Source organism: Armatimonadota bacterium, from assembly GCA_037138755.1.
Taxonomy (GTDB): domain Bacteria; phylum Armatimonadota; class Fimbriimonadia; order Fimbriimonadales; family Fimbriimonadaceae; genus Fimbriimonas.
The window spans coordinates 1762106-1783227 of sequence record JBAXHT010000001.1 but is presented as its reverse complement, the minus strand read 5'-3'; the positions used below and the strand labels follow the sequence as shown (position 1 = coordinate 1783227).

Genomic DNA, 21122 nt, shown 5'->3' with positions numbered 1-21122 from the left:
ACTTCAGGCTATGCGGTGACTTCTTCCGGCTCAGAGTCTTCGGCACCGATCACGTTCGCCTGCATCTTGCTAATCTCGCTTTGCATGTCGACGAGCTTGCGATAGATACCGTCTTCCTTGGCAAGAAGTTCCTCGTGCGTTCCGACTTCGGCAACGCGGCCCTCGTCCATGACGACCAGACGATCCGCATTTCGGAGAGTCGAAAGCCGGTGGGCGATCGCGAACACAGTTCGTCCGTCAACAAGGTTTTCGATCGCCTCTTGGATCATTCGCTCCGTCTCAGTATCGACGCTGGCGGTTGCTTCATCCAGAATCAGGATCTTCGGATTATGAAGGATTGCGCGGGCGATGGAGATCCGCTGCCGTTCACCACCGCTGAGTCGTTGGCCGCGTTCGCCGACGTAGGTGTCGTAGCCGTCGGGGAACTTGCAGATGAAGTCGTGGGCGTTGGCGGCCTTCGCCGCTTCCATGATCTCCTTTTGGGATGCCCCGGGTTTGCCGTAGCTGATGTTGTGCCCAACCGAACCTGGGAACAAGTAGCTCTCTTGGAGCACGACGCCGACTTGTCGCCGGAAGTCTTCCAATTTGATCTTGGTGATATCAACCCCGTCTATGATCACATGGCCCTGGGTGGGGTCATAGAACCTCAGAATCATGTTGATGAGCGTGGTCTTTCCAGAACCTGAGTGACCGACAATTCCGATCATCTCACCTGCTTTGACTTCGAGATCGACACCGTGAAGAATCGTTCGCAGTTTGTCGTAGCCGAAGTGAACGTCTTTGAGCGTCACCGCGCCCTTCATGGCCGGCATAGGAACCGTATCCTCGGTGTCCTTGATATCCACCGGAGTATCCATGATTTCAAAGACTCTTTCTGCGGCAGTAAGCGCCCGCGTAGACCAGTCAATAATCCGCTGAAGGTTCGAGAGTGGATCGTTCAGCCTTTGAACTTGGGTGATGAGTGCGACTAGCTGACCAACAGTAAGTGCACCCACCAGCACCGCGTTTCCGCCAACTGCCCAAACCGTGATCAGCCCGAGAAACATCGCGAACATAACGAATGGGAAGAAGGTTGCCCAGCTCGTTTCTGCTACATAACCGCTGTCTGCCAGATCGGTGATTCGGCGATTAAATCGCTTGACCTCGCGGTCCTCACCGAAGAACGCTTTGACCACTCGGGTCCCCTGCAAGATTCCGTTGAGGGTCGAACCCGTACGGGACCACTGGTGCCAGTAGCGGCTCCAAACTCGGTTCATCTTCTTTCTGAAAAGGTGAACCGCAATGATGACTAACGGCACGGGAGCAAGGGCGTATAGACCAATCTTCCAGTTGATGCTCATCATTGCGATGGGAATCGTGATGATCAGGAGCAACTGGTTCAGAAGGACGGGTATGCCATCCACGAGTACGTCGTAGAGCGCTCCTGTATCGTTGGTCATGCGCGACATCAGCGAGCCGACGTTGCGCTTATCGTAGAAGTTCAGGCTCAAAGACTGCAACTTTTCGAACAACGAATTGCGAATTTCGACCGCGACTTTTGCGCCGAGGTAGCCAACGTTTCGCCCTCGGGCAATCTGAACTCCAAGCAGAGCAACTCGGGTGACAAAGAAGGCGACGATCAGTGTCCAGAACAGTTTGGAATCTTGCTTCTTAAGCGCGTTGTCCAAGATGTTCATGATCAGGAACGGCGGGATCAGTTCCAGAATCGTTGCGGCGAAGCTAAGTAGCGTTCCCCACAGCAGCCGTCCGCGATAGTTCTTGGTGTAGCCAAACAGCCTAAGAAGAGTCTTGCCGCGGTTGACGCAAGCCTCGCAAACGTTGTTGTACTGCGGCAACGGCCGTCCACACTTGGGGCAGACACGTTCGGCCAGGTCGAGTTCTGGTGCAGGTTTTCCTTCAACCAGTGCTTTGAGATACTTTTCGGCGTTGGCCAGCGGAAGGTTCTTGCGGTTTGTCGCCCGGATCAGCTCGACTGAGTGCCCTTGATACTCGGCAATGAGTGCAGTTGAGTCAACCAAATCCTCCAGCCGAGGCTTCGTCAATTCGCTGATTTCATACTCAGCGATGAACTCCTCGCCAGCCGGAGTTTGCTGGGTTCGGCGGGCCTTCCCGTTCTCGAGCGTCAGTGTGGTTGCGCCGAGTCGGCCCTGTAAGTTCAGGTCCGACTCGACGACAATACGCTCACCTTGCTCGCTCATGGGAAGGGTTGGTTTTACCCGATTTACCGGCAAACCTGGCAGAGCCGTCCGCGTAGAATGATCTTAATCGTGTCCAACAACAGAGCTCGAAAAGCTGTTATCGCTGCATTCATCGCGGTTCCGATTGTTTGCTGTGCCGGGGGTGTGTTTCTCGTCTCCCGAAAGGTTGACTATTTCCAGGAATCAGCCCGACTTGATGAGATGATGGCACTTGCAAAGGCAGACCGCCTGCCGATGACCCGAGAAGAGGTCGAGCCCGAAGTCGTTCCGGACGAGTTAAATGCTCAGTTTGTATATCAGGATCTGATCCAGAGCTGGCCCAAGTTGGCGCCAAAAGGTGAGGTTGACAGGCAGTTCCGAGACCTAGCTACGAACACGAAGCGGTATCCCGAGTTCGATCCGATAATTGAGAAACTTGAGAAACGTCCGCTTCTCAAGCTCAACAAAGACTGGGACATCGGCCACTATGTTCTCTTCCCGGAGCTTGAACAAGCCAAACGACTCGCGAGGGTGATGGCACTTCAAGCAGTCGCTGAGGCAAGAAAGGGCAACGTGTCATTTGTCAAAAAACGCCTACGAACGCTGTACACGATGTCTGACACACATCGAACACGATCTCACATGATCCCTTATCTCTGTGGAATCGCAATCAGGGCGATCGCGGATAGTGTTGCTCTACACAGCGTTGTGGCGTCGAACGGTGATCCCCAAATGGTCGAAGAAATGCGCGCAGTTTTAGCCGAACCGCGGTCGAAGGTTGATCTACTCAAGCCTCTCGGAGGAGACTACTACTTCGGGCTCGCCCTTATGCGAAACATCAAGTCGTCGCGAGGCGCAGGTACGACTGAAGAGGAAGAGCAAATGCCCGCCTGGACCAAGAACCCACGCCGAAGCGGCAATCCTACCAACACCATTATGAAGGGGAGCCTCGCCGCCTTCACCCGGCACATGATTGAATATCGCCGAATCATCCGCACCAACTACGACGCCAAGAATCTGGGCCAGAAGCTGAACGCCTACGAGGAGTCAATTCCATCAACCGCGGCAAACCTCATGACTTCGATTATCTTGCCTGTCTATGGCCAAGGAATTGATGCGAACCGTAAATCCGATATCCGACCCCAAATTGCCAGGGAAGCGATAAACCTCTACCGCTGGTGCAAGGCGAATGGCCGTGTTCCCAAAGCAGCGGCCGAAGCCGGGATCAGCTACACCGACCCCTACTCCGGCAAATCTCTTGGAATCGCCATGCGAACAGACAAGCTCTATTTGTACAGTGTGGGCGTGAATGGCAAGGATGAAGGTGGACCAAGATCCACCGGAAGAGACTCCGACGATTTCGGCTTCTGGTTCGAGTTTGAGCCGAAGTAGAGGGTCTAGAGACTCATCGGCGGCGCAGAGCCTAGATTTGTCGATCTAGCTTTCATTGTCCCTACAAAGGCACGGAGTGCTTTCTTGTTAGTGGAGAACAAGCCTCCCTGGAAGCCAAAGGCTTTGATCCCATTCATCGCTTTGCCCTGAACAACCATGAACCCGATTCCGCCAAAGCAGAGCCAGAACAGCAGGGCGATTAGAATTGTGTACCCCGTCACCGTGGCATCGCTCCATCCAAGACCTTTTCCTACCTTCATTACTTCAGGTCGGGCAAGGAAAAACAGCACAATGGGAATGGCAGCTACGATTCCCAGTGCTGCCACTTCCGAGCTAACAAGGTTGGTACCTCTGATCAAAACGTTCAACCCAATGAGCATCAAAAAATTGATCAAGAACGGCCTATTGAGACCGAGATATCCGTTAACCAAATTCTCAAGTCGCTCGACATCCAGTTCGCTCGCCCTGGGATAGTTTGAGAAGTTCTGCTGCGGAGGAATGTTTGACATTACGTAACGGACGTTTTTGGCTTTCTGTTCGACGCTGACTTCTTCATCACCTTTTCGGTCTTCAACACAACTGCTTTCTCAGGCACCCTCGGCTGACGCCGAACCTTCGGAATCTCGATTTCGCGTCGTCCCGACAGGTAGTCGGCCGTGGACGAGGAGGCCTTCATGAACTCCTCGACTGTGCCCTGTGCTACGACAAACCCGCCGTGCTCTCCCGCTCCTGGACCGAGTTCTAGGAGGTGGTCTGCGGCTAACATTGTCTCCTCGTCGTGTTCCACGACGAGGACCGTATTCCCAAGGTTTCGAAGCCGCATCAGGGTCTCGATGAGCTTCCGGTTATCCCTTTGGTGCAACCCAATCGAAGGCTCATCGAGTACGTACAAGCAGCCCATGAGGCCCGACCCGATCTGAGTTGCCAGCCGAATCCGCTGGGCTTCGCCGCCGCTCAGCGTCCGCGCGTTGCGATCCAAAGTCAAATAACCAAGCCCCACGTCGAGCAAGAAAGAGAGCCGCTCAAGTATTTCCTTTACGGCTCTCTCGGCGATCAGAAGCTGTCGCTTTGTCAACTTCGGAGTCACGCCGGAGAAGAAAGCCACCGCGTCGCCTATCGACATGTTCGTAATCTGGCTCATGTCATGATCAGCCACTTTGACCAGCAGCGATTCTGGCTTCAATCGCCTCCCGAGGCAAGTCGGGCAAGGCTTGGTACTCATGTACTGATCCAAGTCCTGCTTCACCCACTCGCTCTCCGTCTCTTCTAACCGCTTCCTAAGCGATCCCAGAACGCCGCGCCACTCGGACGTGAACTTGCGCTCGCTTCGCCCGTACTTCATCTTCACCTCAATTGGCTTAGGAAGACCGTTCCAAACCGCATCCATGCCCTCAGCTGGAATCTGAGAAATTGGGAGTGAGGCATCAAATCCGCACGCCAAGCCGACCGCGTCCAGCATCTCCGGCCACCAATCCTTCACTTCGCCGGACTTGTAAACAAACGGCTTGATGGCCCCATCTCTCAACGAAACCGAGTGGTCCGGAGCGACTAAATCCGGGTCAAACTCCGTCTTCGTTCCCAGACCAGTACAGTCCGGACATGCTCCATAAGGGGAGTTGAATGAGAACATGCGCGGCTCAAGGTCCGGCATCGAATAGCCGCAGACCGAACAAGCATAAGCCTCGCTAAACAGCAAGTCACTCCACCCTTCCTGACCCTCAACTTCGTCCAAAGGCTGTCGATCAATCATCGCCTGAACATTCGGCGGTAGCACCGCCCCATCCGCAGGCTGAATCGAAACAGTCACCAGCCCCTGGCCCATCTTGAGAGCAGCTTCGATCGAGTCGGTCAGTCGCCGCTCGATGCCTTCCTTCACCACAATTCGGTCGACAACAACCTCAATCGTATGCTGCTTGTATCGGTCCATCGGGATGTCGTCCGTGACTTCATACATCCGCCCATCGACCCTTACGCGCACATAGCCAGCGCGAGAAATATCAACAAGTTCCTTCTTATACTCGCCCTTTCGGCCCCGTACAACCGGTCCCAAGATCTGTAGCTTCGTTCCCTCGGGCAGAGCCCTGACGACGTCGACGATCTGATCGGTGCTCTGCCGCTCGATCGGCCCATGTCCGTTGATGCAGTGCGGAATTCCCACCCTTGCAAACAGGATACGGAGGTAATCGTAGGTTTCGGTGACCGTGCCGACGGTCGATCGTGGATTCTTCGAAGCCGATTTCTGGTCAATCGAAATCGCCGGGGAGAGCCCGTCGATGTGGTCAACATCCGGCTTATCCAACTGCCCTAAGAACTGCCTTGCATACGCCGAAAGCGATTCGACATACCGTCGCTGCCCCTCGGCGTAGATGGTGTTGAACGCCAGCGAAGACTTCCCGCTCCCACTCAGCCCGGTGATCACCACCAGCTTGTTACGCGGAATCTCCACCGTAACATTCTTGAGATTATTCTCCCGAGCACCCACAACAACAATCTTCTCGTGCGACATAGACTGGTAGACGAAACTATACCACCACAACTCGGCCAAAACCAATGTCGATGTGGTTCGTCAAGAAGGTCATGGTTTCTATTGCCGTCGCGACAACCCTACTCGCTCTTCAGTCCAAGCCAGACATCGTTTCGCCCCGCATTGTGTCGGTGTCTATGTTCCGAAACGGGTACGCGTTCGTGACACGCGAATTGCCGTTGAAGGACGGGGTTGCTAACCTGGTCGACGTGCCAACGGCAAGCGAAGGGAGCCTTTGGTTTTGGACTAAGGATGGAATGCTCGAGTCGGTGACCGCTTATGACGAGCACTCTGCTGAATCTCAGAAGGTGCCTTTTGAGACCACGGAAAAGATTCTGAGCGCAAACATCGGAAAGCGATTCGCCTTGACGACACTATCTCAAACCGAGAGCGACGGCAAGAAGACAGATGTGAGAACAACCCATGAGGGAGTACTTCGGCTCACAAAGGGGAGCCTAGTCGGTCTCGAAACCGCGAGTGGGGTCGTGCTTCTTCAAAAGAGTTCAATCGTTGCCTGGGAGGCAAAGGACAAAGATATTGTGCTTGCCGACACGATCCAGGTAGATCGACCGACCCGGCTCTATAAGGTGAAAACGGCAGGTGGGGCTAAGGTCGCGTATATGCTCTCGCTGGAATACGGGATGGCTTGGAAGCCGGGTTATGCGATCGACCTCAGCAAGCCAGACAAGCTCCAACTCACCTCAAAGGCCACATTGGTCAATGACCTGGTGGAGATCCAAAACTCTCGGGTCAGAGTGATTACGGGGTTCCCAAATGTTTCGTTTTCCAAAGTGATTGACCCGCTCACTTCCCGAATGTCGCTGGATGAATGGCTCCAGACGATGGGAATGGGGAACAGCAATCGTGGAGGTTTTGGCGGAACCGGTGGCGGAATGGGAGGAGGAATGGCTGAGGCAAAGACTGCAAAAGCCGCGCTGAAAGTTGGTAGCGGATTGGTTCCTTCCAGCGTCGATTTCATAACCTACGACCCCACCGATAACACATTGATCGTCAAGAACTCGGAGAGCGAGATTCTCGGCGACCAACTCTATTACGACCTTATGGGCGTAACTTTGGGTAAAGGCGCTCGCAGCTACCAGTACCTCTATCAGGTCGAAACTGACTACCAAAAGCTCTACCGCTGGAATGGTCTTCAGGGGTACCCGGTGGCCTCGGTGATCAAGTTCAAGAACCCAACCAACCGACCCATCGCGCCGGGAGATGTGAGCATCTTTAATTCTGGAGAAATCACTGGTCAAGGAAAGCTCGAGTATGTTGCCGGAAATAGCGAGACAACTCTCGAAACCGGGAAGACTCTAGAACTCAAAACCACCGTAGAGGACGAAATTACCGATAGGTCGGTTGGGGCGATCAAGGATAAGCAGGGGGTGGCCCAGCTCGACCTGGTCACCCATCAGTACACTCTCAGCATCACGAACCCGAAAAACGAGAAGATCAAGGTGCTCATTGAGAGGAGTGCGACCGGATCACTCGGTCGGGTTGAGCCGAAGGCCGATGTCAAAGAGTTCTCCGAAAAACTGAGAGGGAGCAACGCACACAATATCATCAAATGGGAATTCTGGCTAGACGCGGGCCAGAGTTGGAAGGGGTCATTTGGAGTCAAGGCCTACGTTCCCACCGGACAATAACAAAACCCTCACCGAATCTAGGCGTCCAACCTACATGCTTTCGACAATGTTCGCAGGAGCTGTGCTCCTTCAGGCCAAAACCGAGATGACATCGCCGGAGATCGTTTCGGTTTCGATGTTTAAAAACGGCTTTGCCTTCGTCACCCGCCGCATCAAACTGAAAGATGGCGCGGCGAACGTCGTTGAGGTTCCACAGGCTTCGCTCGGCACTCTCTGGTTTTGGACTCCAGAAGGCGAACTGAAGCAGATTCGGACCAACGAAAGCGCATCCAAAACCAAGACCGAACAGAACCTCGCGAACTTCGATCAGCTCGTTCGCAAGAACGTCGGTAAGCAGGTCTACATTGAGAGCCAAATGGCGCCACCCCAGGACGGCAAAATCAAGTCCGCCGACGGAGACCTCCTGATCCTCGAAACCCAAAGCGGCAACGTCGCGATCCGAAAAGACTCCATCAAGTTCCTCAAAACTAGCGACGACAAGTTTGAATGGAAGCAGACCGTCGAAACCGACTCGACCCAGAAGTTCTATACGATTGAGGCTGACAAGAAGACCAAAGAGGTGATGATGATGTCCCTCGAGCGCGGCGTCTCCTGGGCACCCGGCTATGCGGTGGATATCACCAAGGAAGGCACCCTCACCGTCGCCAGCAAGGCGACCGTGATGAATGATTTGCTTGCGCTAGACCAGGTTCCGGTGAGGCTCATTACCGGATTCCCAAATCTGCAATTCAAGGACATTCTTGATCCGTTTACTGCCGGCATGTCCAACGATGTTTGGTTGGGGACGCTTTCGACCGGAGGCATGCCCGGTGGCCCCGGAGGCGGAGGAATGCGTGGCCGAGCCAGCGAGATGATGACCCAAAACGCATACGCGCCAGGAATGGCGGCCGACGTCAACTGGGGCGGAAGCAACGCAGCGCAGGCTGGCGGAGAGCAGATCGGCGATCTCTTCTTCTACGACCTCGACAAGTTCTCTTCCAAGAAGAACTCACGCATCTATCAGAACCTGTTCAAGTTCGACAGCAAGTACGAACACATATACACTTGGGATATCGACGACAGAGTGGACGCGAGCGGCAACTACAGACCTGTTCCCGCAAACAACCCCCAAGATGCCGAAGAGATTTGGCACACCGTCAAGTTCAAAAACGGTTCAGGAAAGCCGCTGACCACCGGCGCAGCGACGATTTTCAACAAAGGCGAACTCATCGGCCAGACGATGATGAACTACATCCCGGCTGGCGGCGAAGTCTCGCTTCGCATCAACAAAGCCCTCGACGTTCGCCCCGAGGCGAACGAAGAAGAAGTCAGCCGCGAGCGAGCCGCCATCCGCGACCAATACAACAACCCCCGCTGGGACTTGGTCACCGTTAAGGGAACGCTAGAAATCACTAACTCTCGCAAAGAGGAAGTTCAGTTGAACCTGGTCAAGCAGTTCACTGGCGAGCTAATCAAAGCTGACGGCGAACCCGCCGTTGTCAAAACCACCAAGGGCCTGCGGCAGATGAACTCAACCGGGAAGCTCACCTGGAAGCCGAAGGCTAAGGCTGGCGAGTGCTTGCACCTGGAGTACACGTACAAGCTGTACGTCCCTGCGCAATAGCCCCCTAACCCCCAACCCCGTTAGGGGGGAGGGAGCTTAACGTCGACCAGTCGGCGGACCCGGTTCGACCGGAGTCTCACCGACCTCTCTAATCTTAGAGAGGTACTTGGATTTACCGCAAATAAGAACTCGCGTGCGAAACGTGGCTCAGGTCATGAGCCAAGATGATATTCGCGTAGGACTCGATCGTCACATCTCCTAGGTCAGGGTGATGAAATTTCTTCTCCCAGTCCTCTGGCGATAGGTTGGCCAGGAAGTCGATGAGATCCCGTCGCCGATTTTCGAAAACCTCAAGCTCGTGATGGACGTCACGGGTTGCGTAGTGTTTTTCGGCGGCTCGGGCGTCTGGGTCGAGCGAAACGACCGAGGCTCCGGGGGACTCGTGGGCTAACCTCAGTCGGTCTAGGAAGATGTCGTCGAAATCCGCAAGGTGCGCGATCAGCTCCCGCAAGGTGAACCTCTTCGGATCCGTGTAATCGTCGTAGTGGTCAGGTTTCACCTGATCAACGAGGTTGACGAGCGTTTTTGGTGTGTTCTCAAGAGAACTCAGGTAGCCCTTCATAGTTGTCCCACCTTGTTTATAATCCTTAACCTCGCGATAAGCAAGGGGGTTTTAGAGTAGATTTCTCTTGTACCGAAAATTCTGCACTCATGGATAATTCCCTCTCTCGACGCGGCCTACTTGCTGCCACCGCAGCGGTGGGCATCTCTGCTACCGGGATGGGTTCGATGGGCGTAGAACAGGTTAGGAAACTGCGAAAAATGGAACCAAAACTCGTTCACGTCCCCACCGAAGCCGACATCGCCAAAGCCCTGAAGACTGCTTCCCACGGCATCAGCGAAGCCACTCACAAAGCCCACCTCGGCCTCTGGCAAGGCTACGCCAACAAGACCAACGAGATTCGCAAGGCCCTCGCCGAGATGGAAATGGACGCGACCAAGGCCAACCAGATTTACTCCCAGATCCGCGCCCTTAAGGTCAACTACGCCTTCGCCTACGGCGGATACAAGAACCACAACGTCTATTTCGACACCATCGGCGGTAGCGGCGGCCCCGCAACCGGCGATGTCGCTGGCCTGATCAACGAAGCCTACGGCTCGCACGAAGCCTGGGCAAAGGACCTGAAGACCACCGGAATCGGCGCCCGAGGCTGGGTCTACCTTGCCTACGACCACGACGAAGAGCGAGTATTCAACTTCATCGGCGACGCTCAAGACACCTTCCCGTCCTGGAACTCAACCCTGATCCTTGCGTTAGACGTCTACGAGCACGCTTACTTCCTCGACTTCCAAACCGCCCGAGCGAAGTACATCGATGCCTATCTCAATGTCATCGACTGGGATGCCGTCAACGCCCGACTCCATAAGGGTCTGGGCAAATAAGTAGATAAACCGTCACCCCACAGCGGCTCCGCCGCCTGGGGCACGGGTCCCGGGGCAACTTCGGTTCCAGAGCGAATGCGATGGAATCGGGGGTGTCTCGGGTGGGGATTGGCCATGGGCCGGCGCGGGGCTGCTACCCAACCTTCCCCAACTTTTCTTCAAATCGAGTCATTTCTTCAGTCTAATGGCCTACCTTATTGCGTGACAGGTCTCTGTTCAAACAATGAAAAAGAGCTCCGGTAATCGGCTTACGCCTCTTCCCAATCGTCAATGCTCGTTCCCATCTCATACTTCGGAGCCGACGACGCACCGCCAAAAACCGACTCAAGATCAGCCAAGGCCAGCAGAACCTCCCGCGGTCGTGGACCATCCTTCGCGGCAATGATTCCCCGCCCCTCCATCTCGTCGAGCAACCGAGACGCCCGCTGGAAGCCAAGTCGGAACTTGCGCTGGATCATCGAAGTTGAAACTTGACCGGTCTCCACTGAGTACCGAACGACCTCCTCCCACATCGGGTCAACCTCGCCGCCAAAGTCGCCCGCTGCCTTCACCGGATCCGAAGCTTCAAACTCCGCCGGATCGAATGCATAATTCGGAGCCTCTTGCTCTCGCCAGTGCTTGCAGATCGCTTCGATTTCCGTCTCGGCAACGTAGCAGCCCTGCACCCGCATCGGCTTCGTGGCGTCAATCGGCATGTACAGCATGTCCCCACGACCAATGAGTGCCTCGGCGCCCTTCGAGTCAAGAATGGTACGCGAGTCAATTTGCGAGGCCACGGAGAAGGCGATTCGCGAAGGAATATTCGCTTTGATGGTTCCAGTAATCACGTCAACCGAGGGCCGCTGAGTGGCGATGACGAGGTGAATTCCCACGGCCCGGGCGAGCTGAGCAAGCCGGACAATCGAACCCTCGACGTCCTGCTTGGCCTGCATCATGAGGTCGGCAAGCTCGTCGATAATGACGACGATGTACGGAAGCTTGTCGGCATACGAAGCCTTGGCGTTCCAACCGTCAATGTTACGAACTCCCTTCTCGGAGAGCAAGTCATACCGACGATCCATTTCGGCTCTTACTGCCATCAGAACGCCTGGTGCCTCCTTGACGTCCTTGATGACCGGGCAAAGAAGGTGAGGAATCTGATCGAATAGCGTCAATTCAACCCGCTTCGGGTCGATCATGACCAGCCGGAGATCCTTCGGCGTGTTGCGCATTAACAGCGAAGTAATCAGCGTTGCGAGACCAATCGACTTTCCACTGTTAGTCGCCCCCGCGATCAGCAGGTGGGGCATTTTAGTCAGATCAGCGTAGCGGTTAACTCCGGCAACGTCTTTGCCCAGCGCAACGCACAGCCGCGAAGGATGATCCATGAACTCCTTCGATTCGACCAACTCTCGGATATTTACCATGGACGATTTGGCATTTGGAATCTCCAAGCCAATCGCCGCCTTGCCTGGAATCGGGGCTTCGACCCGAACCATCGTCGCCGCCATGTCCATCGCGATGTTGTCAGCCAGCGAGACAATCCGAGCCACCCGGATTCCTGCCCCAAGCTGAATTTCGTAGCGGGTGATCGTCGGCCCGGTGGCGACCTCGACAACGTTAGCATCAATGCCAAACTGCTCAAGCGTCCCTTCAATGGTCTCGATGTTTTGCTGCATCTCGGCCGCCGTTCGCTTTGGCTTCTCAGCTGGTTCGTTCAGAGCGGAAATGGATGGCAGCTGATAGCCCTCCTTGGGAGTCGTTGACTCTATCGAAAACTCTGGCTTCGCCTTCTCCGGGCGCGGAGCGTCGGTATGATCTCGGATGATCGGAGACCGCTTAGCGACAGGTTCAGAAACTGGATCTTCAACAAATCCCTGGGGCAAGGATTTCTTGCGAAGGTCTTCTTCTTCGGGCATTCCGACGACAGCTCTGCCCGCGCGAACCGCTCTTTGAGGAACACTCTCTTCTTCCTCATAGGCAGGAAGCGCGGCCCTGTCACGGAAATCGGTGTACAGTGCCCGAAGCGGCTTATCGAGACACAAAACGGTGCCGATCAGCCCCGTCGCGACACACGCCACAATCTTGCCGACTTCGCCAAACAGAGAAGAAAACAGCGATGCAACGAGCGCGCCGACGTAGCCGCCGCCGAGAGCCATTTGTTTCGGATCAAAATAGTCCGCACCTGTCGCTCGGGCAAATCCACCCAACAAGGCGCAGACCAACAGGGAAACGCCGAGGGCCGGTATCCACGAGCCGGATTTCGAATGTCCTCGCAGATATGTGCAACCTAGAACCGCAAAAGCTACCGGCATCACCCAGGCACCGCGTCCGAACAATAGTCCAAAGGCATCGCGCATGAAGCCGCCTACGACTCCGGCGTTTCGAGACATCAGTGCTACAACACAGAGTGCTGCCAATGCCAAAAAGCCAATTCCGACGATGTCGTAACGCCGATGGCTGGCCCTTCCTTTTGTGGAGGTCGCTTCCTTGCTTCTCGGCTTGGTCTTCGCCGGACTCGAACGCCGTTTTGCGCTCACTTTATTCTCACTTCGCACCATCCTTGTGCTCGCTTCCTACATTATAGACCTGTTTTGTTTGCTTGGTAAGCTACTCAGTAATGACCTGGCTCATCGAGTTGCTGAAATCAAACCCGTTACTCCTACTGATCCTGGTCGTCGCCGTCGGTTTCGTTCTCGGTCAAATCAAAATAGCCGGCGTTCAGTTAGGGGTTGCCATGGTTCTGTTCGTTGGCATTGGCGTAGGCTCATTGGACCCTGGACTCAAGCTGCCCGACCTCATCTATTTCTTAGGGCTATCGCTGTTTGTTTATACAGTCGGCCTCTCATCGGCCCCATCCTTTTTTCGGGCTCTGAATCGTCAAGGGCTCCGGCAGAGCGGGCTGGCGGTCGGGTCGCTACTTGTCTCGTTTGGATCTGTTTGGGTTCTGGGTCGTCACTTTGGACTCAGCGGTGGAATCGCTTCGACTGTCTTCTCCGGGTCACTTACTAACGCTCCGGCGCTTGCCTCTGCCCTCGATACCCTTCGCTCAGGGGGGATGAGCGAGACTCAGTTGGCCCCGGTCGTGGCTGGGTATGCCATCAGCTACCCACCCGGAATTCTGATTCCCTTGCTCTTGATTCCCCTGTTCCGAAAACTCACTGGAGTGAACCTCAAAGAAGAGGCGAAGACGATTCCTGCTCATCGACTGATGAGCGAGAAGATAGAGGCGTTTACGGTTCGAGTAACTGATCCGAGTGCAGTGGGCCTCGAAGTTCGTCAGATCGCCGGCGAACTAGGCAATGCCTTCACTTTCGGGCGGCGGCGGCGCGAAGGTGTCGATGAAGTCGTCACCAGTCGAACCACTTTTGAATTGGGCGACTTGGTCAGCGTGATCGGATCGGATAGTCAAGCTCAGCGAGTTGCGAGTCGAATCGGAGAGATGACGGATGTCCACCTTGAGCACGACCGCGAGCAGCTCGACTTCCGCCGCGTTATCGTCTCGAACACGAAGATCGCCGGTCGTGCCTTGTCCGAGCTCAAGCTTGCAAAAGAGTTCGGCGCGGTCATCACTCGGGTAAAGCGGGGCGACTTTGAGTTTATTCCGACGGGTGAAACCGTACTACAGCTAGGAGACCGGGTGCGGGTACTTGCTCGCAGGGAGCAGCATGAGGCGGTCAGCAAGTTTCTCGGAGATAAGCCCCGAGGGCTCATGGACGCTGATTTAGCGTCGCTTGGGCTCGGGATGCTGCTTGGTCTCCTGATCGGCGAAATCCCTCTTCCGGCACCGGGAGGCGCGACCTTTAAGCTCGGGTTCGCAGGCGGACCGCTCCTGGTTGCGCTTGTCCTCGGTCGCCTTCAGCGAACGGGGCCGATTATTTGGAACATCTCGCACACTGCGAATGCGACGCTTCGCCAGTTTGGACTCGCGATCTTCGCCGCAGGAGTTGGATTGAAGTCGGGCTACCAATTCTCGGAGACTCTACATAGCGGGGCGGCCGTGCCAATGCTCATCGCGGGCGTGGCTTCTTCCCTCGCTTGTGGCCTGGTCGTATTGTTTTGGGGATTCTATGTGATGAAGATTCCTCTAAACACACTTTTTGGAGTCTACGCCGCAGCTCAAACCCAGCCTGTCACGCTGGCTTTTTCGGTGGGACAGACTGGCAATGAACTGCCGGCTACGGCTTACGCGACTTCGTCGCCGTTCGCGACGGTGTTCAAGATTGTTGCGGCGAATCTGTTGCTGACGATGTTGAAGTAACCCCGACTGCGATCCCATTGAGTAGCCAGGCCCTAGCGGAGTCAGGATCCTCAATCGTTCCTTCGATCAAGGCTTCGACCAGTCTCTTTTTCCAGACGCCTACCTCTGGCCCTGGTGGGAGCGAGAGCAGTTCCATGATCTCCTCGCCTGACAGCGGACTCTCCAGGCTCTCCGCTGGGGTTTCTTTACGGACTTTGTCAATCCGCTGGCGCAGATCGGTCAGCGGAGCCCCATTCTTGTGAGCGAGTCGATCTGCCTCGCAGAGGTCGAGAAGCGGATCCAACTGCTCACCCATATCCCGAATCAGCCGCCGAATCGCCGGAGTTCCGAACTCGTTTGCACTGCTCAGCCGCATATGGTTTTCAACCAGGATCGAGACAACGTCGATAGTGTCTCCCGGCACTTTCAGCCGTTTCAGAACCCGACGGGCGACCTTCGCCCCTTCATGATCGTGGCCGTAAAAGTGCACCTCTCCGGGCACCGGTTCGGTGCGAGTTTGCGGTTTGGCAACGTCATGGAAGAGGCCGGCAAGGAGCGTAGCAATGCCCGGACTCCCCATTTCCGCCCCAGGGGGGAGAGGGGGTTGGGGGGTGAGGTGGGCGACTGGCTCCAAGTCATGATCCTCGCCTGACTCTACCGATTCGACCTGAATCTTCCCGATCCGTCTTGATAGGTTATGCAAGTTATCCACCACCTGCCGTGTGTGATCCCAGGCATCCTGGTAGTGCCACTCCCCTTGCTCACAACCCTTGAGAGGAAGGAACTCAGGCAAGAATTGCTCAAGTAAGCCGAGTGACAAGAGGTCGTCCAAGGCAGCCGACGCGGAAGGATGTAGCAGCATTTTGAACACCTCGTCTCGAATCCTTTCCGTCGAAATGATCTTCAATCTTGGAGCCGAAATAGAAATCGCTTCCGCCAATCCTTCGAAATACGAGAAGCCAAACCGATGCCGGAATCGGACGGCTCGGAGCATACGGAGGGGGTCATCGTGGAATGTCTTTCTAGGTTCCAACGGGGTTCTGAGGACACCATTTTGAAGATCGTCAACGCCACATCCGAGCGGATCCACAAGCGACCAATCGTTAAGCGATCTCATCAAGGAGTTGATCGTGAAATCCCTCCGCTCAGCATCCTCGCGAAGCGTCCCTGGCTGAACTGAGGGCTTGCGGGAACGAGCAGAGTAGGACTCCCGTCGAGTCTGGACTACCTCGACTTTCTGCCCACCAACCGATACCATTGCTGTCCCAAACCGCTCATAGACGACGGGATGGAAATCACAGACACCACGATTCCAAAGCAACTCCACCAGCGCGGAAGCGGGCTGAGTCGAGACGAGATCAAGGTCATCTGAGCCGTCGAGCCCCAGCAAAGAATCCCGGACTGCCCCTCCGACTAAATACAAATCGCCCTCGAAAGGCGTTCCGACCACGCATGATCGGATGGTTTCGAGGGCGGGATGCATGGCTACTGAAGGTCAGGATTGTGCTCTTGCACGTCCGGGTGATCCCAGTTGACGAGCAAGACCGAGTAGTCGTGCGGTTCTCCGCGCCGTTTCTCGACCTTAACAACCCCCGCCATTTCAAGATTCGTAACGATGGCTTTACGCTCGTACTCCGCCAAGTGCTGAAGCTCGTTTCGGAGCTTATTTAGATATGGCGAGAACCAGACTTCGGGTTTATCCTTAAAGTTGTGAAGCATGACCTCGAGAGCAATCAGCATGTTCTTATCTTCCACTCGCTGGACGCGCTCGAAGGTCACCTTCTTCATTTTCCCGACAGCACGAGCCTCGGCGATCTGCTCGGCTCGCTCGTTGCTTGCTTCGCGTTGAACGGCCATCGCTTCGCTCAGTCGCTCGCGGCCGACTTCTAGTTCGCTCATCGCAACCTTACTCAGGAGCGAGAAGGCGTCAATGTAGCCATCACCGACGAGGGTCAGCAAGTCACCGGAAATGTTCTCCTTAAATGCCACGACTTGAACCGTCTTCGCATGCTTTCGGAGGTGTTGAAGTACCGGAATGTAGTCGCGATCGCCCGCCATCAACACGAACGTGTCGATCTCGTTCCGGGTGTACATTGTCTCCATCACATCGATGCAGAGTCGCATATCGGCTGCGTTCTTGTGCTCAGTACCCACCACGTTTCGGGTTTCGACGCCGAGCAGGAAGAGCTGACCCTGCGCATTCACCTCGATCTGTTCGAAGTCGGCGTAGGCGTACTGGACGATACACATTGTCCCGTGCTCCTCGTTGAGAGTCTTGCGTAGGTTTTGAACTAGCTCGAGGAGGATATCTTGGGTGCGCTCGGCATCAATCGTTCGCTTGCGAAGATAGTGATAGATGTTTTCGAAGTCAATGTAAAGGGCTGCATAGGTTTTGTTAATCTTCATAGAATCCCTATATGATGGAACATTCCCCGATTCCTACGTCAGATTCTGCAGGGGAACTCCTACAAACATGCGGCGCGTAAAGTGGTTATGCCGCTTGTCGTGCTCTCGATACTTGGAACTCTGGTTCAGCACTCCATACCTGTTCAGGTCAACCCGAGAGTCGAGCTCTTATCGATCATCTTCCGCCTCGCCGAAGCTGACGAATACAGCATGGCTCCGGCGGACGCGCCATATGTTAAGCGGGTCGATTCCCACTTCGGGAAGTACAAGGATCATCCCGCCGTGAAGTACGCCCTCAAAGTTCGCGAGGAGAGTGGAATTGGATTTGACGCTGTCGCGTCATTTGCGGTCCACCTACGAACAGATAACTTCGCGTTCAAAATGGCCGATAGCGACTTGCGGAAGAGCCTCTCGAGTCGGTGGAAGCTCGACGATGCGAAGGCGTTTGCAAAACTTTTGGAGCAGTTCACGAAGGCTACGGACGCGAACGGATTCTTCGCGTCGGAAGCGAAGTTCTATCGTCAAGCCGCAGAAAGTCTCTCCCACGAACTTGCGAAGTACCCCTATTCTGCTTGGTTCGACGGAATGTTCGGCGTGAGGAAGAACGCCCCTTTCTCCGCGATTCCAGGGCTCTTGAATGGCGGCGCCAATTACGGGATGACTGTCACGTATCCGAGGGCAAGAATGGAGATTCTGCCCATTTTGGGGACTGTCTACGATTCAACTGGGTTGCCAGTTTATGATTCTGATGATCGAGCTCGCGTCGTCCACGAGTTTTGCCATACATACACAAATGGATATGTAGATGCCACGTGGGACTCCTTTGGCGACTCCGCAGAAAGAATTTTCCCTTCAAGAAAGGCGATCCTGGCCGATCAGGCGTATGGCAGCGCAAAAGTAATGATTCAAGAGTCGCTGGTGCGAGCAATGACCGTGAAGTTCGCTCAAGAAAGAATGTCGTCGTCGGAAGCCAAAGAAGCTCTCGCCGCCGAGCATCGAAGAGGTTTTTTCTGGACCAAGAGGCTCGTTGATCTCATTGATCAGTTTCAGTCTGAGCGAAAGCAGTATCCCAAATTCAAAGATTTCATGCCTCGTGTTGCTGAGTTCTTCCGGAGGGAAGCGGCTGATCTCGAGACTAACCTGGCCAAGATTCCTAAGATTGAGAGCACCTCGATCCGGGCCGGGGAGACCGTCTCCCCTGGCGTCAACATCCTGAAAGTCAAGTTTGATCGCCCTATGATCGCAGGTCGCAAGGGACTCATCGGCGCTACCTTAACGCCTTGGCCCGACGGGTCCTCCGGAGGCCATTGGAGTCCCGATGGCACGTCAGTCGAATTCAACCTAAAACTGGAACCAAACAAGGCGTACAGGTATCAGTTTGGAAACATGTATGGCGAGTCCTATGAAAGCAAGGAAGGCTTCCCTTTCGAGCCAGCCATCCTCGAGTTTAAGACTTCCGACTTATCGTAGCGGAACCCGAACAATGCCCAGTGAGTAAGGCTTTGCATCGTACATGAGTCGCCCACCAGAGTATCTCTGTTTCGACTGCATTGGAGCGACATTTCTCGGATTGTCCAGCGTGTTTTCTGCCATCGGGTCGTCGTGGCGAAGGATCTCAATCTTAGCTACGCCATCAGGTTTTGCACCTTGCAGATTCAAATTGGTGCTGACTGATCCCCCACTGCCGTTGATGACCTTGATGATGAGTTCGTTCGCCTGCCGATCAATCCCGGCGGTTTGGAAAAAGACCGGACTACTGGGAGCCTTTTCGTCAAAGATTTTCTCACCATCCAGTCTGCAGACTATTCGCTCAGGCGAGTAGTCGATCTCGATGTCGTACCATCGACCAGCTTCAATCTTGCCTGGAATATTGTTCGTGATCCGCCCCGAGCCGTTCCACTCAACGCCGTGTTCAGTGTTGCGCCAACCACCGAGGTTCAGCCAGACCCATCGGGACTCATCCTGGTGACCGACGGTGAGCAGGAACCCTTCGTTTCCGCTGATCTTGCGTGCCTTGGTTCGGAACGTATACGTGTTCGACTTAGGCATCGGCAAGACGAGCCGACATCGCTCGCTCATCGAATTCTGGGTGGCAACTCCATCCTTGATCGTCCAATCTCCACGCTCCTTCTTGAATGCCGCCGGGTCGAGTTGGGTCGTTTTGCCGTTTTCGGTGACCGACATCTCCTTGAACTCGGCCTTGGTGATCCAGGTACCGATCCCGACTCCACCTGGTTGGAAGTAGCTCTTCACTTCTGGAAGTTTGGGAACGTCGGTCTCGACCGTGACATCCGGTCGATTCCGAGCAAACATCTTCTGAACGAAGTAAGACGGAGTTCCGGCGGCCTGGTTTGAATTGAAGTAGATCAGATCCGGGTTCCAAGCTTTCTTATCGACGTTTGCAAATAGCGGAGCATACGACGACATTGTAACAACGTCGCTGTTGCGCTCCATTCCGGTCATAAACGCCGCCTCGCTCAGCGCGGCAATGAGGTTGCCGTTTCCGCAACCGCTTGTGACGGCGTACTCGCCGACATAAATCTTTGGACCTTTTCGGTCGTAGTTGTCGTAGCGATTCGCGTTCCGGAAGAAGAACGACGGGTTGTTGTAGTAATGTTCGTCGATCACTTCGATGGGTGCGCTGGTCGGTAGTCCACCCCAGAGGTTCGCAATGGTGATGACGCTTGGGTACTTAGCTTTCACCGCGTCATAGAACAGCTTGTACCGCTCGTTGTAGGCTGGCCCTCCATTCTCGTTGCCAATCTCCAAGTACTTCAAGTTGAACGGCTTTGGATGTCCATTCTTAGCTCTAACCGCGCCCCACTGCGATGTAACAGGGCCATTTGCGTACTCAATCGCATCGAGCGCGTCGTCTACAAACTCACCCATCTTGTCCATGGGGACGACTTCTTTGTGCGACATTCCGACATTCACCACGAACAGGGGGTCGGCCTTGAGGTCCTCACACATCTGCAAGTACTCGTGGTAGCCCAAGCCGTTGGTGCTCACATAACCCCAGATGTTGGGCAGGGTTTTTCGTAAGTGCAAATCGTTGATCGTCGTTTTCCAGCGCATGGCGAACGCCATCGTATCGCCTTCGACCCAACACCCACCGGGGAAGCGCATGAAGCTCGGCTTCATCTCCGTCAGCAAGTTCATCAAATCTGGGCGAAGCCCATTCTCGCGGTTCTTGAAGGTCTTCTTAGGGAAAACACTGACGAAATCGAGCTTCACGGCTTTATCGGTCGCTAACCACAGCGACGATTTGGGGTCGGTCGCTACTGCCTCGTAGTCAAACGTCTTCGTCCCCTCAGTGGCCGCTTTCAGAACCACCGTCTTCGACTGCGGTTGTCCGGTTCCCTCGAACATCACCGTGACCATCAAATCTTCCGGAGCCGAGTAGCGCAGCGTAAATTGGTAGCGGTCATTCTTCACGACGTTCATGCCGTAGAAGCCAGGGTTGGTAAGTACCGTCCCCGGAGCAAGTTCGGCAGCTCCGTTGCTCACCCGGGCTGAACCCTTGACGACTTTCCAATCGACCAGTTTGTCGCTATCCTCAAACGACCGATTCCGCACCAACTCCGGATAAATTCCGCCATCGCCGGCACAGTTAATCTCTTCAAAAAAGATTCCGTAGAGGCTCGGGCTCACCTTGACGCCGGTCTTTGTGGCGTCAACCTTCATATCGACGATGGCGGCTTTGTTCAGGGCAAGCAAGAGGAGCGCCAACATACTGACTATGATTATGCACCGTTGGCTATGTGAAGCA

General features: G+C 54.9%; 14 protein-coding genes. 6 read left to right on the top strand and 8 right to left on the bottom strand.

All coding sequences use genetic code 11. The annotated features are described in order from the left end of the window. Positions 1-8 precede the first annotated feature (8 nt). The gene (locus WCK51_08405) at positions 9-2198 is read right to left on the bottom strand and encodes an ABC transporter ATP-binding protein (protein ID MEI7576900.1); all 2190 of its coding nucleotides are present in this window, start codon (positions 2196-2198) and stop codon (positions 9-11) included. Positions 2199-2267: 69 nt separating this feature from the next. Here WCK51_08405 and WCK51_08400 point away from each other — a divergent pair, with 69 nt between their 5' ends. After that, the gene (locus tag WCK51_08400) at positions 2268-3569 is read left to right on the top strand and encodes a hypothetical protein (protein ID MEI7576899.1); all 1302 of its coding nucleotides are present in this window, start codon (positions 2268-2270) and stop codon (positions 3567-3569) included. Between the two features lie 5 nt (positions 3570-3574). Here WCK51_08400 and WCK51_08395 read toward each other — a convergent pair whose 3' ends face one another. Beyond that, positions 3575-4078, bottom strand: a complete 504-nt coding sequence (locus WCK51_08395) for a hypothetical protein (protein ID MEI7576898.1) — start codon at positions 4076-4078, stop codon at positions 3575-3577. Further along, positions 4078-6075: an excinuclease ABC subunit UvrA gene (gene uvrA / locus WCK51_08390; protein MEI7576897.1), complete on the bottom strand. Its 1998-nt coding sequence runs from the start codon at positions 6073-6075 to the stop codon at positions 4078-4080. Before uvrA ends, WCK51_08395 begins: the two co-directional genes overlap by 1 nt. A 50-nt stretch (positions 6076-6125) precedes the next feature. On the opposite strand from uvrA, the gene WCK51_08385 reads away from it, so the two are divergent. Continuing rightward, on the top strand, positions 6126-7742 hold the full coding sequence (locus WCK51_08385) for a hypothetical protein (protein ID MEI7576896.1): 1617 nt from the start codon (positions 6126-6128) through the stop codon (positions 7740-7742). Positions 7743-7788: 46 nt separating this feature from the next. Continuing rightward, entirely contained in the window at positions 7789-9345 is a 1557-nt protein-coding gene (locus tag WCK51_08380) for a hypothetical protein (protein MEI7576895.1), read from the top strand. A gap of 112 nt (positions 9346-9457) precedes the next feature. Here WCK51_08380 and WCK51_08375 read toward each other — a convergent pair whose 3' ends face one another. Next, positions 9458-9907, bottom strand: coding sequence for a DinB family protein (locus WCK51_08375; GenBank protein ID MEI7576894.1), 450 nt, complete (start codon positions 9905-9907; stop codon positions 9458-9460). An 89-nt stretch (positions 9908-9996) separates the two neighbouring features. Between WCK51_08375 and WCK51_08370 the strand changes: the two genes are divergently transcribed. Next, the gene (locus WCK51_08370) at positions 9997-10728 is read left to right on the top strand and encodes a Fe-Mn family superoxide dismutase (protein ID MEI7576893.1); all 732 of its coding nucleotides are present in this window, start codon (positions 9997-9999) and stop codon (positions 10726-10728) included. 248 nt (positions 10729-10976) lie between these two features. On the opposite strand, the gene WCK51_08365 is transcribed toward WCK51_08370, so the two are convergent. Continuing rightward, a complete protein-coding gene (locus WCK51_08365; protein MEI7576892.1) occupies positions 10977-13247 on the bottom strand; it encodes a DNA translocase FtsK 4TM domain-containing protein in 2271 nt (756 codons plus the stop codon). An 80-nt stretch (positions 13248-13327) separates the two neighbouring features. Here WCK51_08365 and WCK51_08360 point away from each other — a divergent pair, with 80 nt between their 5' ends. Then, positions 13328-14968: a TrkA C-terminal domain-containing protein gene (locus tag WCK51_08360; GenBank protein MEI7576891.1), complete on the top strand. Its 1641-nt coding sequence runs from the start codon at positions 13328-13330 to the stop codon at positions 14966-14968. On the opposite strand, the gene WCK51_08355 is transcribed toward WCK51_08360, so the two are convergent. After that, on the bottom strand, positions 14925-16430 hold the full coding sequence (locus tag WCK51_08355) for an HD domain-containing protein (protein ID MEI7576890.1): 1506 nt from the start codon (positions 16428-16430) through the stop codon (positions 14925-14927). The genes WCK51_08360 and WCK51_08355 overlap by 44 nt on opposite strands. Positions 16431-16432: 2 nt before the next feature. Next, positions 16433-17353, bottom strand: a complete 921-nt coding sequence (locus WCK51_08350) for an NYN domain-containing protein (protein MEI7576889.1) — start codon at positions 17351-17353, stop codon at positions 16433-16435. A gap of 87 nt (positions 17354-17440) precedes the next feature. On the opposite strand from WCK51_08350, the gene WCK51_08345 reads away from it, so the two are divergent. Continuing rightward, complete coding sequence (locus tag WCK51_08345) at positions 17441-18823, top strand: DUF4932 domain-containing protein (protein ID MEI7576888.1); 1383 nt, start codon at positions 17441-17443, stop codon at positions 18821-18823. Here the strand turns inward: WCK51_08345 and WCK51_08340 are convergent. Beyond that, positions 18815-21085, bottom strand: a complete 2271-nt coding sequence (locus WCK51_08340) for an alpha-L-arabinofuranosidase C-terminal domain-containing protein (protein MEI7576887.1) — start codon at positions 21083-21085, stop codon at positions 18815-18817. The two genes, WCK51_08345 and WCK51_08340, sit on opposite strands and share 9 nt — an antisense overlap. Between the last annotated feature and the right edge of the window lie 37 nt (positions 21086-21122).

Coding starts and splice junctions, on each gene's coding strand:
- WCK51_08405 (MEI7576900.1), bottom strand. CDS start 2,198: ATGAGCGAGCAAGGTGAGCGTATTGTCGTCGAGTCGGACCTGAACTTA.
- WCK51_08395 (MEI7576898.1), bottom strand. CDS start 4,078: ATGTCAAACATTCCTCCGCAGCAGAACTTCTCAAACTATCCCAGGGCG.
- uvrA (MEI7576897.1), bottom strand. CDS start 6,075: ATGTCGCACGAGAAGATTGTTGTTGTGGGTGCTCGGGAGAATAATCTC.
- WCK51_08385 (MEI7576896.1), top strand. CDS start 6,126: ATGTGGTTCGTCAAGAAGGTCATGGTTTCTATTGCCGTCGCGACAACC.
- WCK51_08380 (MEI7576895.1), top strand. CDS start 7,789: ATGTTCGCAGGAGCTGTGCTCCTTCAGGCCAAAACCGAGATGACATCG.
- WCK51_08375 (MEI7576894.1), bottom strand. CDS start 9,907: ATGAAGGGCTACCTGAGTTCTCTTGAGAACACACCAAAAACGCTCGTC.
- WCK51_08370 (MEI7576893.1), top strand. CDS start 9,997: ATGGATAATTCCCTCTCTCGACGCGGCCTACTTGCTGCCACCGCAGCG.
- WCK51_08360 (MEI7576891.1), top strand. CDS start 13,328: ATGACCTGGCTCATCGAGTTGCTGAAATCAAACCCGTTACTCCTACTG.
- WCK51_08355 (MEI7576890.1), bottom strand. CDS start 16,430: ATGCATCCCGCCCTCGAAACCATCCGATCATGCGTGGTCGGAACGCCT.
- WCK51_08350 (MEI7576889.1), bottom strand. CDS start 17,353: ATGAAGATTAACAAAACCTATGCAGCCCTTTACATTGACTTCGAAAAC.
- WCK51_08345 (MEI7576888.1), top strand. CDS start 17,441: ATGCCGCTTGTCGTGCTCTCGATACTTGGAACTCTGGTTCAGCACTCC.
- WCK51_08340 (MEI7576887.1), bottom strand. CDS start 21,085: ATGTTGGCGCTCCTCTTGCTTGCCCTGAACAAAGCCGCCATCGTCGAT.